General features: G+C 61.6%; 16 protein-coding genes. 3 read left to right on the top strand and 13 right to left on the bottom strand.

The features are described from left to right. Positions 1–97: 97 nt before the first annotated feature. Positions 98–676 carry a hypothetical protein gene (locus tag AC0L3B_RS15050; protein ID WP_473380652.1) on the top strand — a complete coding sequence of 193 codons (579 nt, stop codon included), beginning with the start codon at positions 98–100 and terminating at the stop codon, positions 674–676. A 132-nt stretch (positions 677–808) separates the two neighbouring features. Continuing rightward, a complete protein-coding gene (locus AC0L3B_RS15045) occupies positions 809–1,588 on the top strand; it encodes a hypothetical protein (RefSeq protein WP_473380651.1) in 780 nt (259 codons plus the stop codon). 180 nt (positions 1,589–1,768) lie between these two features. Here the strand turns inward: AC0L3B_RS15045 and AC0L3B_RS15040 are convergent, their stop codons facing one another. The 12 genes from AC0L3B_RS15040 to AC0L3B_RS14985 form a co-directional block, all read right to left on the bottom strand. After that, entirely contained in the window at positions 1,769–3,541 is a 1,773-nt protein-coding gene (locus AC0L3B_RS15040; protein ID WP_473380650.1) for a hypothetical protein, read from the bottom strand. 124 nt (positions 3,542–3,665) lie between these two features. After that, positions 3,666–3,824, bottom strand: a complete 159-nt coding sequence (locus AC0L3B_RS15035) for a hypothetical protein (RefSeq protein WP_473380649.1) — start codon at positions 3,822–3,824, stop codon at positions 3,666–3,668. A 550-nt stretch (positions 3,825–4,374) separates the two neighbouring features. Further along, positions 4,375–4,857: a hypothetical protein gene (locus tag AC0L3B_RS15030; RefSeq protein WP_473380648.1), complete on the bottom strand. Its 483-nt coding sequence runs from the start codon at positions 4,855–4,857 to the stop codon at positions 4,375–4,377. Continuing rightward, entirely contained in the window at positions 4,854–5,546 is a 693-nt protein-coding gene (locus AC0L3B_RS15025; RefSeq protein WP_473380647.1) for a hypothetical protein, read from the bottom strand. The genes AC0L3B_RS15030 and AC0L3B_RS15025 overlap by 4 nt, the downstream gene beginning before the upstream one ends. 1 nt (position 5,547) lies before the next feature. Next, positions 5,548–5,718 (bottom strand): hypothetical protein, encoded by a 171-nt coding sequence (locus AC0L3B_RS15020; RefSeq protein ID WP_473380646.1) that lies wholly within the window; start codon positions 5,716–5,718, stop codon positions 5,548–5,550. Between the two features lie 1,163 nt (positions 5,719–6,881). Next, positions 6,882–8,162, bottom strand: a complete 1,281-nt coding sequence (locus AC0L3B_RS15015; protein ID WP_473380645.1) for an AAA family ATPase — start codon at positions 8,160–8,162, stop codon at positions 6,882–6,884. Next, positions 8,146–8,376, bottom strand: coding sequence for a hypothetical protein (locus tag AC0L3B_RS15010; protein WP_473380644.1), 231 nt, complete (start codon positions 8,374–8,376; stop codon positions 8,146–8,148). The genes AC0L3B_RS15015 and AC0L3B_RS15010 overlap by 17 nt, the downstream gene beginning before the upstream one ends. A 318-nt stretch (positions 8,377–8,694) precedes the next feature. Beyond that, entirely contained in the window at positions 8,695–9,000 is a 306-nt protein-coding gene (locus AC0L3B_RS15005; protein ID WP_473380643.1) for a hypothetical protein, read from the bottom strand. Positions 9,001–9,062: 62 nt separating this feature from the next. After that, positions 9,063–9,293, bottom strand: a complete 231-nt coding sequence (locus AC0L3B_RS15000) for a hypothetical protein (RefSeq protein WP_473380642.1) — start codon at positions 9,291–9,293, stop codon at positions 9,063–9,065. Between the two features lie 89 nt (positions 9,294–9,382). Beyond that, a complete protein-coding gene (locus AC0L3B_RS14995; protein ID WP_473380641.1) occupies positions 9,383–9,967 on the bottom strand; it encodes a hypothetical protein in 585 nt (194 codons plus the stop codon). Continuing rightward, positions 9,964–11,268 carry a tyrosine-type recombinase/integrase gene (locus tag AC0L3B_RS14990; protein ID WP_473380640.1) on the bottom strand — a complete coding sequence of 435 codons (1,305 nt, stop codon included), beginning with the start codon at positions 11,266–11,268 and terminating at the stop codon, positions 9,964–9,966. The genes AC0L3B_RS14995 and AC0L3B_RS14990 overlap by 4 nt, the downstream gene beginning before the upstream one ends. A 544-nt stretch (positions 11,269–11,812) precedes the next feature. After that, complete coding sequence (locus tag AC0L3B_RS14985) at positions 11,813–11,971, bottom strand: hypothetical protein (protein WP_018457759.1); 159 nt, start codon at positions 11,969–11,971, stop codon at positions 11,813–11,815. Positions 11,972–12,279: 308 nt separating this feature from the next. Between AC0L3B_RS14985 and AC0L3B_RS14980 the strand changes: the two genes are divergently transcribed. Beyond that, entirely contained in the window at positions 12,280–12,474 is a 195-nt protein-coding gene (locus AC0L3B_RS14980) for a hypothetical protein (RefSeq protein WP_018457760.1), read from the top strand. Between the two features lie 40 nt (positions 12,475–12,514). On the opposite strand, the gene AC0L3B_RS14975 is transcribed toward AC0L3B_RS14980, so the two are convergent. Continuing rightward, on the bottom strand, positions 12,515–13,684 hold the full coding sequence (locus tag AC0L3B_RS14975) for an OpgC domain-containing protein (protein WP_018457761.1): 1,170 nt from the start codon (positions 13,682–13,684) through the stop codon (positions 12,515–12,517). Positions 13,685–13,739 lie beyond the last annotated feature (55 nt).

Raw genomic sequence — 13,739 nt, 5'->3', positions numbered from 1 at the left:
GTCAAAGGATCAACGGTGTCAATCCACCGCTTGGTGCAGCGCGGTCGCCCTTGCGCTCGCCCTCCGGTTGCGGAATCCTCCCCTCGGGAGGCTGAGCATGAAGAAGAAGAATTTCGAAGCCGCAGCGGAGTCGCTTGATCGATGCCGAGACCTTGCGGGAAAGATGGACAAGGTTGTCGACCCCTCGCAAATGGAGACGTTGTGGTCCGACTTCTTGATCGGCTCGCAGCGAGTGTTCTCGAAGCTTGCAGCGGCGAGCGAAGGTAAGAGCTCGGCTTGGTTCGGCAAAATCACGAAAGAGCGCCGCGAGGACGAATTGCTGGCCTACATTCAGCAAGCGAGGCACGCAGATGAACATGGCCTTGAGAAGATTGCAGCTCCGGTTGGAGGGAGTCTCAAGGTGAGCAACGACGGATCAGGTAATCCAGTCACGGTGAACGAGCTTCGAATTGCCAATGGTTCGATCGAGCATCTTAGAACTGAGAATGCCAAGGTCGAGTTCAAGCCCGCTGATGCCGCTCTGCATGACGTAAAGAACCGCGGGCGCGTGTATCCACCGCCGAAAACACATCTCGGCAAACCATGGACAGAAAACAACGCCCAGGCGATTGCGAAAGCTGTTCTCGCTTATATGGAAAAGACGGTTGCCGAAGGGAAGTCTTACGTGACGGATTGACATCAACGACAGGTCGGGTCGGCTTCCGGGAAGCGGTTACGCGAGCGAATGACTGTCAATCCACTGGCGCCGATCATTGCGCTCCCCCTCCGGTCGAAGTCTGACGTTGTGATCGAAGGTGGGAAGAGCTCCATGAACGAGAGACATTGGCCAGGCGTCGCGACGACCGTCGCCATCCTGTGGATACTTGCAACGGCGATGTGGCTCGGGATCGCGGGGCCAATTTGGCACGCAAGCAACGCCGCCAATCCAGACGCTTGGATAGGATTTGCCGGAAATGCCTTAGGAGCTGCCGTATCGCTTCTCGCAGCGATCGTTGCTGGCATAGCCGCATATCGAACGATTCTGCCTATGCAACGCCAACTTTCTGAATTGGTCCGGCAGAACAACTTTGCCCACTACGAGCGTCTGCGACAGCGTGCAGCCGAACTTATGGACATGAAAATGCTGATCGAGAACGTAACCGCAAATCTCGATGCTATGGAAGCCGGGCTATCGCTCTCCGGCCTCGGCGCCAACGAAGGTAAGCAAGCCGTCTTTGATCGTCTCGAACAAAGCGCCGGAGTCCTAAATTCGGCTCGGCGAACTTTGTGGGGAGACGAGAATGCGCAAAGCCTGACAGTCTATTTTGTCGACAACACTCTGCGAGCCGTAAATGAAGTAAGAAACGCCTTGCTTGGAACCAGACGACCATTTGATCGAGTGGCGTGGACCGAGTCCAAAGAGGTCGCCTTCCAGGGAGGAGTAGCGCTCTATGGTAGGATCAAGCTTGAGACAGACTTCATCTCCGCTGAAATTGCAGCACTCGAACCAGCGATCTTGAACCGGCCACCGTTTCCTCAGCTTTGGAAAGGCGAATATCCCGGGCCCGAAAAGCTGGCCGAGATGTATGCACCTCGGCCGCCTCAATGAGCCCGCTATAGACCATCCAATCGAGATACCCTTTGCAGCGAATGAGCACGGTGACGTTTCCGCCGCCCTCATCGATGATTGCCGCACATTTCCGGTCACGCGGGATCTGCGGATAGATCACGGTCTCCGCGGCTTGCGCCGAGCCGGTCAAAGCGAGCAGCGCGACTATAATGAGCCTCTTCATGGGTTGAATACCCGCTGGGCCATGATGTGGCCGGTGACGTTGCTGCCCGCACCATGACCGTTCAATACCGTTGCGGTCGAGCAGCTACTTTCGATGTTCTCCACCAGCGTCGTGTTGTTCGGATTTGTCGGTTGAAGCGTGATGCCGTTGACACAGCCGCTTACGATCGTTCCGTTCTTGATGGTCGACAGGTGCGAAGTCGCGGTCGTTGCGACATTGATCCCGTTTTGGTGCTGTTCGATATGGAAGTTTTCCACGACGAAGTTGCCGCCGACCATGTTGATCGCATAGTTGGCGACACCGCAGTTGCTGGGAGCGCAGCCGAACACCCAATTGCGCAGCACGATCTGGGTGCCGGAACTGTTTCCGTAGAAGCCTGGATTGGTAGCCGCATCAGACTGCTCACAGTCCACATTTTCGAAGATGGCGTTGGATGCACCACCTTTTCCAATTTCATAGAAGATGCAGCCTCGCGTGTTCGTCTGGATATAGACGTTGTTCACGAGCGGAAATTGTTGGCCGCTGTTCGAGTAGATCGCAGCAATGAGGCTGTTGGATGCCCCGGTCATCACCAAAGCCAGGTCTTCGGCCTTGCAGCCGAACTGTCCGAATTGAACATTTGGGTCGCACAGAGAAACGAAATGCTCAGCAGAATCTGCTGCGGTGCATTGTTTGAACGTAGTGCCACCGACCACGCCAGCGCCCTTGATGATGACGCCATTTGGAATTTGGAGAGTGGCGAATTGCGCAGGAGATGCGCAGAAGTAGTAGGCGCCTTTAGGGAAGATGATGACACCGCCATTGACGTAAGCGCTCGCCGACCCATAAGCGGTGGACATGAAGGCCATTGCGGATTTGAACCCGGCCAAATCGTTTGTGGCCGCGCCATCCGTGCCGTTCCAGTCGCCCTTCATTCCGAACTGGCGCGCGTTGGGGAAGCCGCCGGCGTCAACGGTGATCTGCCAGCGATTGCCAAGCGCGTCGGTGAAGGAGCCGAGGGCAGTTGAAACGGTGGTAACGGTATAGGATGCGTTTGAGCCCGTCCCACCCACATCCGAGACAAAGGGGGTGAGGACGTCTCCAGCCGCATAGCCGTTGCAGAACATACCTGAAATGTTGATGACCGTGATCACGCCACCGGCAACGGTGACCTTGGCCATACAGCCTAGTCCGGTGCCGCCGGTCATACGAACGCCAAGGTACGAGCCGTTGGTGTAGCCAGAGCCGCCAGCAGTGGTCGCGCCTGTGATGTAGCTGTCCTTGAAAGGGGTGGATGACCCCACGTTCTTGAAGGTGGCGCCGCCGCCATCACCGGGGGTCGTGTAGCCCAGCGTTTGGATTGCTGAGAGTGCCGACAAATCTGCTGCGGCGGCGGCCGCGCGCGAAGGAAGGACGTATTGTGTTGCGGAGGTGGCGTTGACGGTGCAGTTGAGCGCGCCGCCAGTGCACGTGCCGTTCAGCGTCACGCCGGCGCCGGCAATAACCTGCTGCGTGGGCTGGGCATGCCATGCGATGTCGTCGCCGAGATATCGGCCGCTCGATGTCATCGGCGGCGGCACGCAGCCCTTCACCGTCAGCGTGAAGGTGTTGCAGAAATTGGCCGTGATCGTCGAAAACGGAATCGCTGACGCGGGCCCGCTGCCGAATCCGGTGCGGCCTATCACGGTATTCTGCGGGACCGTCGGGAAGGTTTGAGCGCCAGCGAGAGATGGCAACGCGGCGAGAAGGAACGCTGCGGCTAGAAGCTGTCGCGAGGAGCGTGTGAACATTGGAGCGGTCTCTCGTCGAGATCGGCTCCAAACAGGGAGGCCGCTGAGAGACGTTCACGCCGTTGTCCAAGGCGGGGCTCGTTACGGAAAGCCCAATCCGAAACGCGCTTGTGGTGCGCGCTACCTACTCAACAGGAAGATTTTCCGCCCCAAGCAGATTGCGGAATTGCGCATCATTGAGACCGGCCAGGCCGCGGAGCGTGCAGCAAACTTTTTGCCAGCGCGCGTTCTGATCCTTCAAGTCGCGAGCCGTCGCGCGGACCGTCTTGATCTCGCGCTTCAAACCAACGATTGCGGCTTCTGTGCTGCTCATGCCCTGCCATCGAAATACGAACCGGTAGTCTCCCCAGGCACCGGCTCAAGCCTGGATGAAGAGCGATCGACCTGCCCTGGAGCTCACATTTCACGTCGACACCGGCGGCCGCGACCGCGGTCGTTTGGTACGCTCTGCCGTCATGTGCCGCCGGTGCCCAAATTGCGCAACGCATGCGAAGGTCCAGCATTGCTAATACCGTTCGCGGCAGCGGCAGCCGCTACGCGACGATGGTGTGCGATGTCGCTAGCCTTTATCGCGGCATCGTATGTGGCTTGCGTGCCCCCGGCGGCAAAAGCGGCGAGCGCCACACCTACATCGCCCTGCCGGGTGCCCTCGGAAGAACTGCAAACCGCCTGGTAGGCGGCGAGCCCTACTTGCGCTGGAAATCCCAATGGCATGATCGTTGCTCCTGTTGCGATTTTTCATTCCAATTCGACCTTGCCCTCGCGGGGGCCGTTACCTTCCGAACCAGCCTTGCCCTTTGCGGGGGCCGGTGACGCCGGAGCATTTAGGCTGTTCAGGCCGCCTCGACCTTCACGCCACCGACAATGACAGAGTTTGCAATCGTCATTTTTTTCACCGCTTCCTGTTCGTTCGATAAAAACGCCTTCACGAACGTCGGGTCGTTCATGGCCGCGCGCCGCCAGTTGACGACCGCCTGGTATTCGGCGGGCGTAACTTTCTCGCCCCTCAGAAAGTTAGCGGTGATCTCCTCCCGGATCCCCATCGATCGGAATACGTCGACCACGCCAGACATTTCGCGGATGTCGGCGGGCTGAGCCATGATGTCGCGATCATGCCGCGGGACCGTGCCGTTCATGACCGCTGCCACGACGTCGTCGCCGCCGGTGGCAACCTTGGTGGTGAGTTCGCGCAGCTCCTTCGCGGCGGCTGCATCGCCGTGAAGCAGGCGCTGCCCCCATGCTCCGTCCGCGATCCGCTCATTGAGCGCCACGCGCGCTTCGATTGCGGTTGCCGGAGGTGTGGTTGATTCCGTCATGCGAATTTCCCTCTGATTTTGAGCTTGTCGCAGGCTCGGTAAAACACTTCGGCGGCCCGCGGGTGGTCCCGGAACAGAAAGACGCGCCGGCCCTGCTCATCGCTCGGGAAGGTTTCCCTCTCCGGGTGGTAACAGGCGGCGCCGGCGTGGGGCGACGCAGCCGCAAGGACGCAGCCGCCTGCGACGCCCGGCGTGCAGCGGTGGCAGCATTCGTCCCGATTGATCCCGGCAATGATCTCGTCGACCGGCAACGTCTGTATGGCGGTGCGCCATGCCACCTCTGCAGCGGCATCTTCAGCCTGCGCCAGTTCGAAGGCCTCGTGGTTCAAATCGATTTCGAACGTCAGCGCCGCACATCTTGCGGGGATCGCCGCCAAGGCTTCCTTCGCGGTGAGGTCGCCCTTGGCTGAAGCCAGCGCAAGTTCGGCCGCCCCGATCCGCAACGCATCGCGCTCAAGCTCGAGAGTTCGCCGGTGAGCTCGAACCGCCGTCGTGGTCGGTGAGGGCGGCTTGAGGGAAGCCGCGGGCGCCTCGGCAGTCGCAGAAGGGGCCGGCTCTCGGTCATGGCTTTCGCTTCCAGCGCTTTCCATGGCGGGACGTTGTTCGAGCACGCCGGACGCGAGGGAGGCGGTTGAAGGGATCGGCGGCGGTGCCGGTGGCGAGGAGGGCGGCTGCTGCGACAGGATCATGCTACGCCACCATTGCATTGGGCTGCTGCTTCGCCAGTTCGAGGTGATCCTTGACCAGGCAGCGCACGTAATTCGCCAGCGTCCGGTGTTGCGCTTCCGCTAGCCGTTCCAGCGCGCGCCGGTCGTCCGCCTGCATCCGCAGCACAATCTGCTCGTCCAGGTGCTTCATCATGCTTCTCCAATTTCGTTGCGCTACATTGCGTCTCGGCGCAGTCGCCAGCAACGCACCGAACCGATGGCGCCCGCTTTCGCTTGGTCCAACGCTCCTTCACGCGAGCGACGGCGTCCGTATCCTCAACCATCACCAGCGCGACACCGAGTGCCCCGAGCATGGCGCCCAGCGACATGGGCCCCAGGTTCTTGATCGGGGTGGGCGCGAGCAGCTTGCTCGTGTAGCCAGACTGCAATCCACCGATTTCCCCGATCAATTCGTGCGACAGATCGAGTTCGTCCCTGCGATCGCGAAGCGCCTGGATGAGAGCGGGGTAGTCCGTGATCAGGCGCGAGGTCATGTCAGCGGCCGCACTCGCTCGATGGCCGGCCGATTTTTTCCGAAGGCGCCGCCAAAATTTTTAGTGACGCTTCAGCAACAGTTTTTCCGGAGAGGACCGCGAAAGAGAGAGAGGACATGAAATTCAGCGCTCGCGCTGAAAGTCTGGGGTACCCGGGGGGGTGCCGGGTCTTTTCAGGCCAAGCCATGAGCATCTGACAGTCGAGATGCCGGCTGCCTCGCGCGCGCGCAATGGTTTGCCGATCGATAGCCTGCCATCTTCCCATGACATTCCCAAAGTGATTTGCATCGGCTTTGTATCACGATCAACCACATGGAAACACGAGGAAATGCGATTATCGACAGGCAGTACACGAGACTGCTGGTCGTATAGTAACGTTATTAACCCCGGGTGACTTCAGCGACCTGGCATTTGCGTCGAGCGATCAGCGGCTTGAGTCCGAAACAGCGAGTTGCAGTGTTCGCTCGGCGGTTATCACACTGTTGATCGAAACGAGGTCTTTCCGGGCTTCCTTCCTCGCGCACGTGGTCTGCTTCAACAGAGTGAAAGACTGAGTTGGCACCCGCGCGTGAGATGTCCTCCGCGGCGATCTCCGGCATTGCCCAGCGTGCGCCTCCAAGCGTCGCCGAAGGCAGAGCGCCGGTGGCGCAAAGCGGGTGAGGCGGGATAGTCGCGAGGCTGGGTTTGCGCCATTGATGCGCTGTGCCAGCACTAGGCAATAGCGCGCGCTTTTGCGCTATGCCTTGCCCTAGGGAAAAATCAATAACGGAGCAGTCCGGACCGCTCCATTGCTGCGCTATCGATTTCGGGTCAATGGAGCACATCAGGAGGGACGCTTTCCGTCGCAGACGCGGAGACCCTTGAGCGGCTTGCGGGTGATCGGGTCGTCGTAGTCCTCCCGGATCAGCACGCCGTTTTTAACCCACGTCCTGACGATGTCGCGGCACTGCGGCTCCGTGCGGTCCTGGCAATGGCGCTGCACGGCCTGCCAGGCGGCGCGATCGGCGGCCTTGGATGCGTCGGAATAGCGCTGGCCGTTCGGCATGCCGGCGGCGAGCTCGTCGAGCGCGGCGTTCAGCTGGGCGCTGCTGATGCCGTCCCAGGTCTTCGGTGGGCTCCACGGCACGACGGTCTGCACCTCGTCGCCCTGTGGATAGTCGGGCGTCCCGTTGTCGAGGCGGACGCCGATCAGCTTGAACCATGTGGCCTCGCCCGAGGGAGGGGCAATGTTGACCTTGCTGCTGTCCAGCCGGACGTAGAGGCGGCGCTCCTCGGCCCGGATGCCGAACGTCTCGCCCTCGCTGTCGGCCATTCGTGTGAGCGTGTACATCAGGCGGCCGGCGTCCCGGGCCGCGCTGGCGCCGCGGCCTGCATCGGCATCACCTGCGGTCTGCAACCCCTTCTTCGTGTGGTGCGGCACGTCGACGGCGATGTTCATGTCGATCGCGAGTTTGACGAGCAATTCGCTCACGAAGTTGATGGCGGTGTTGCTGTTCTCGTCCATACCGTGGAGCTTGACGAAGGGATCCAGCCCGACGAGGTCGATCTGCCGCTCGGCGATAACCTGGCGCAGCATGGCCTCGAGCGGCCCTCGCACCATGCCGCCGTCCTTCATGTCGGCAAACCGGATGCCCTTCGGGGTGGCGCAGAATAACCACCCCCTCAAATCGTCGGGCGAGATGTCATGATGCATGCGCGCCGCGGCGAGCCGGCGCTGGAGCTCGCTGTCGTCGTCCTCCAGGCTCAACAGGAGCACTCTGGAGCGTTTAAACACGTGCTGGCCTGTCAGAGGCCGCCCGGTGGCGAGCGCGAGATACTGGAGCGTACGCACGGCCGTCTTGCCGGTCGCGCCTGGCGCGAGCAGTCCGGACAGGAAGTTGCGGCAGAACTGATTGCCGAGCAGCCATTCCCGTGGAGGCGGGACGCCGCAGCGATCGCCGGCATCCCATTCGCCAAGGCCTGCCGGTGTCATCGGCGTTGCCGGATCGGCAACGATCGGCTCCCCGTCGGCAGCCTCGGGATAGGTGTCATGCGGCGGCGGCTCCTCATGCTGGGGAGTGACTTTGGCGAAGGCCTGCAGAACCTTGTCATGCGCGATTTGCATTCTGGCCCTCGTAGATGCGGAGAAGGTGAGGGGCGTCGGCGGGGTGCAAAGCCAGCCAGGTGGAGAGGTACTCGACGTCGCCGGACCGGAGCACGTACAGGAAGGCATTGATCGTCGACGCAGGCGTGCAGTAAGGCGCCTTTTCGGTCGCAACGACCTGCGGCGATGGCTTCATCGTCACCAGTCCAGCGGTGCCGGTCGCGATGATCGGCAAGCTCCCATTCGCGAACGAGGCAAAGAGCGTAGTCGGAAGGGAGGTCCGGCTCGAGCTCGGTCATCTCGGCCGCGATCTCTGCGGCCACGATGTCGCGGAACCGCGCGAAAGGCTTTGCGATGATCTGCTGCACGCGATCTTGACCGATTGCAGCGACCAGCCCGGAAGCTTCAGCCGACTCCTGGAGCGGATCAATCGCGTCGGCGAGGTGCTCGTACCCGTGCTCATATTCGAGGTAGGCCCGGATCAGCGCGCGTGTCTCGAGCAGTCCAACCGCGTCTTCCAGCGCCTGTCCGTCCAGGATCTTTACAGGTGCGTTCATCGATCGCCCCCGGTTTTGAGGACGCCAATTTCGCGCGCTTTTTCGACGGCCTTGTCGACACCAGCCGCGAATTCGCAAAGCTGGGCCATGCCGACAGTCACACCGCGCTGGGTGGGGACGCTCTGCCCTTGAGCATTGGTGTCGAATATCCGACAGTCGAGGAATGGGTGGCCCTCGTACTGCTTGATCGCAATTACAATGGTTTGCTTTCGATTGCGCGGCGACTTCCAGAGTTTTGCGATCTCGATCGGCTCGTCGTTCGACAGGCGTTGACGCGCGTTTCCACTGTGCTGTATGGCCATGGTGTTGCTCGAAATGGTTTCGGCCGGTCCTGGGGTGGTAGCCAGGCCGGCCGGTTTCGGATTTAGGCGGCGGAAGATGCGGCTTCGCCGCGGCACAGCCGGCGCACGGCGCCGAGGTTGGCGCCCTTCTTGCCGGCACTGAGATTGAAGGTCGGCGCCGGCGGATCACGGCGCCATGTGCGCTCCGACACTCCGCTCATCAGCGCGCAGATTTTCAGCGGAACGGCGGCGCTGTCCGGCAACTGCTCGGTACGCTGAAGAATTGCGATTTCGTCGTCGGTGAGCTTGCGCATCAGCGCGGTCTCCATCTGGTTAGGATGGACGCGCTTGTGCCTCGTTGGCCGTCAGCAGTCGGACGGTAAGGGCCGGAAAAGGCCGGTAATCAGTTTCCGGCCTCGATCGTTTTGAGTAGGCGACTCACTTGCTCACGAAGGCGCGACTCTCCGATCGGCTCTTTGCGATGATCGAGCAGCTCGGCGACCCAGCGCTCAACGTCTGCCTGCCGGCGCCAAGCTGGATCGTCATTGTCTTCCGTCGGTCGACCACGCCTGCCGATTTCTTCGCGCAACGCAAGGTCAACAGCATCCCAATCAGCCTTAGGGCGTCGACCGCCTTTTGCTTTTGGTACGTCCACGGGCACGGCCGATACTTCATGGTTTCGGTTGAGCCAGTCGAGCAGATCGTCCTCGCTGATGGACACGAGCCCCATAGGATCCTGCGACGTTCGCTTCGTGACCGGCTTGCCTGCCGCATCGATCCCATAGACATGCTGTGCGCCCGGGCGCATGGACATCCCGACGATGCCGTCGTCGGCCATCAGCAGCACCGGGTCGGCGGGGTTGTTGAACCGAACCTCGCGAGATGCGCTGGCGTCGGCCAGTATCTTTTGGGAGTGGCCGATGGTCGCCGAAAGCCGCACCCTGACAAACTCTCTCGCTTGCTCGTAGGTCAGCCAGCGCTCGCTCATGCCGCGGCCTCCGCAGGCTGCTCGGTGACGATGCGGGCGAGGTGATCAGCCCAGCGACGCAGCGCGACCACCCGCTCCCGCAGGTACAGGGCGCGGTTGTAGGTGCCAGCCACGCCCTTTTTGCCGCTGTGCAGGCTCGACACGTGGTTTAAGACAGCCTCGACCACATGAGGGAGCACGTCGAGTTCGTCGTTCATCTTCGTCGACATGGTCCGACGCAAGTCGTGCGGCCGCCAGTGCTCCAGCGGCCGGCCCAGGTCTTTCGCGATCCGCTCGTCGAGACGTTCCTTGCACCGCGACCAGCCGGAGAAGCCCCGCTGCCCGATGCCGAATACGAACTCGCGCAGCGAGCCGTCGTCGTTCGCACGCGCGGGCTTGGCCTCGAGCAGGGCCTTTGCCGCGGCCGCCAGCGGGACGATGTGCGGGCGTTTATTTTTGGTGCGCTCGCCCGGCAGGTCGATCGCGTCGATCTCGAAAGCCGGCAACTCGCTGGCTCCATCATCGCTCCGCTTCCGCGGCACCTCGACCTTGGCGATTTCGGAGCGGCCGAGGTTGGCTATCTCGTCGGCCCGCTGTCCGGTGAGCATCATCAGCTTGAGGATTGTGCCGTGATCATCGTCGCCGGCGTGACGCCAAATCAGTCGAAGCTCGAAGTCCTTCAGCACGCGCTCCCGGCTGATCTCCTCCGTCTTGTTGGTCCCAATGACCGGGTTCGTCTCAGCGATGCCCTCGCCGATGGACCAAGCGAAAAAGTCCGAAAGGGTCGAACGGACGCGGTTCGATGCGACCGGTCCGCTGTTGGCTCTGATGGTGCCGAGCAGGGTGGCGATGTCCCGGCGCTTGATCTTCGCGACCTGGAGCCCGTTGAGCGTGCGGGAGTGCTTCAGAATGTGCCGCTCGGTCTCCTGATAGGTTCCGGGACGAGTCTCCGCCTTCTTGGCCTTCAGGTAGTCGGCCGCTATCGCCTCGAACGTGTCGCTGGCCCGCGACCGGCTCTCGACCTTCTCGGCCTGCGGATCCTTGCCGTGCCGGACGTCGAGAGACAGCTGCATCACGCGCTCGCGGATACCGAGGTTGGGGGCGCCGTCCTTCCCCTTGGATGATTTGAAGCTTTCGGGGGAGGCTGGGCCGAGCGACATGCGGCGCTGCTTGTCCCCGAGCATGTACTGGAACACCCAGGAGCGGGAGCCGCCAGCGCGAACGCGCAGTCCAAAGCCGGGCAAGTCGTCGTCGAAGAAAATCTTGTCGGTGTCGCCGGGCGCGAGCTTGGCAGTGACGATCGTCTTTGCTGTCAGCTTCATTCCAAAGCCTCCGCCTGGGAAGATCATGGGAAGATGCGGGGTGGCCGCACGTGGCCCGACCTGGCCGCGCTGACTGCAGGTATGTGAGTAAAATCGACTAGTTGCAAGGAGATATTGAGCGGGGTGGCCGCCTATGGCCGCCTTTTCCACCACTTACGCCTGCTTTGGGTACTGCAGGTCGTTGGTTCGAATCCAGCTGCCCCGACCAGTCCGAGGTGGGCCAGACCCGCGCCTCAGAACAATAGCCAATCGGCGAGGCGCCAGGCGAGCGCAGCTCCAGCCGTGCATGGCGCGCGTTCGATGCCGATGCCCGCAGCCGCCAAAGCCTTCCTAACCCTCGGCGCTCATTCCCCGCGCAACGCGACTTTCCGCGCGACATTTCAAGGCATTGGGGCGGGTCGGGCGGCGCGGAATGCGTAAAACTTTGTCGAACCTTTAGGCGTCGTCCTAGACATATTGGTGTTGGGGATTTCAGCGCCCAATGCCTAGCGGACGCCGCCAAGCGATGATATTCCGCTTGCGCGGCGTTACGCTTTTCCAACCATCAGTTCGTCGCGTACCAGCCGAACGGAAACGGCAGGAATGGCCAGGCCAGCTGATTGTCGTTGGCGACCTTCCGCGGCTCCTGCTCCGGCGTCTTCGCGGGCAGAGCAGGCGGCGTCGAATGCAGCGCCAAGCGCAGACATGCACATTGCAAATTCATCGTGGTGGCCCCCGCCCATCAATCGTTTTCAAAAATTCGCGTCAGCCTGGAAATCAACGCGCGTCCTCAAAACGACGCGCTCATTCTCAAATCGCACACAGTCTAGGAAAATCGGCGGCCGCTTTCAACCGGTCTCGCCACGGGCTCACAGGAGGTAAGGTTGATCGGTTAGGTTAAGAGCGAGCGGTTGTTGCGGGCGCCTTCGCGACTGTTATCAGATCGGTTCGGCTTGCGACGGTCTGCCTGAAATTCGTGCTCACACGACATCACAGTTCGTCGCAGCGCTCGTATCCTGTGAGTTCTGTATCATGTCTCTCGATCGCAACGTCCGAACCGTCGGTCCGCAGGCGAGCTGGACCGAGATCTGGCACCTCTGGACCGTGTTCGTGCCGCGCCGCTCGATCAACGGGCAGCTCGTTTACGGCAAGGTCTGGCGCCGCCACGACGGCCGTGACTGGATCTACAAGAAGTTTACCGAGTACGACAGCGAAGCGGCGGCCTGAAGCGGCGGCGCTGTCGTCCGGCGGGATCGGAGCTGCCCGTTCAAGCGGCCTTTGCGGCCGCAGTCTTGGGCGGCGGCGGCTTCAGCGGCTTGTCCTGCTTCTTCGACCAGGAGATATAATAGGCCACCGTCGTCATGATCGCGATCCCGGCGACGCTGACGAAGATCTGCGCGAACAGCGAGCCCGAGCTCATCGACAGCTCGAAATGACCGACGAAGGACAGGAACACGCCGACGCAGAACACGGCGAGCGACTGCTGGCCGCACACGATGATGGGGTCGAACCCTTTCCATTCCAGGCCCGGCCAGTCCTTGGGCACGAAGCGGATCACCAGGATCACGATCACGACGAAGTGGATAAAGCGGTAGGGCGCGAGGTTGGTCTTGTCGTTCGGGTTGAACGCCGAGAACAGCCATTCCGGGAACATGCCGCCGAGGGTCGGGAAGCGGCCGGCCATGGTCATGACCAGCGCAAACAGCATGTAACCAAGACAGAGCCACAGCGTGACCGGTGCGTTGATCAGCGTCATCGAGCGCCGCGCGCCGCCCATGGCGCACCAGGCGCCGAACACGAACAGCACCTGCCAGCAATACGGGTTGAAGTACCACTGTCCGGCCGGATAGGCGTTCAGGTTCAGGCCGAAATGGCGCGCGGTCAGCCACAGCACGATGGACAATGCCATCGTCAGGTCCGGCTTGCGCAGCATGAACCAGAGCACGGGCGGAAACAGCCCCATCAGCACGATGTAGAGCGGCAGCACGTCGAGATTGAGCGGCTTGAAGCGCAGGAACAGGCCCTGGCGCAGCGTCTCGGTGGCGTTGTCCACCAGGCCGGCGACGTTGAACTCGTTGATCATCTCGGAATCGCCGAAGCGCAGCGCCAGATAGCTGATCGAGGCGATGTAGATCACGAACAGGATGATGTGGGCGACGTAGAGCTGCCAGACCCGCTTGGTCAGCCTCGTAGCACCGACGAGGAAGCCGCGCTCGAGCATCATCCGCGCATAGACGAAGGAGGCGGTGTAGCCGGAGATGAAGACGAACAAATCCGCGGCGTCGGAAAAGCCGTAGTTGCGGGTGGTGATCCAGTTCACCACGTTGTCGGGGATATGGTCGAGGAAGATCGCCCAGTTCGCAATGCCGCGAAACAGGTCGAGCCTGAGGTCACGGCCCTTCTCGGGGAGCGTGGCGTTGATGTTCAGGAAGGACATGCGACGGGAGCTTTCGGAGGGGACGGACAGGTAGATGTCAACGAAGCAGGGCCAC

Source organism: Bradyrhizobium sp. Kon56 (assembly GCF_055807635.1).
Note: the sequence above shows the minus strand (reverse complement) of the source record. Positions and strands in the feature narration are given on the sequence as shown.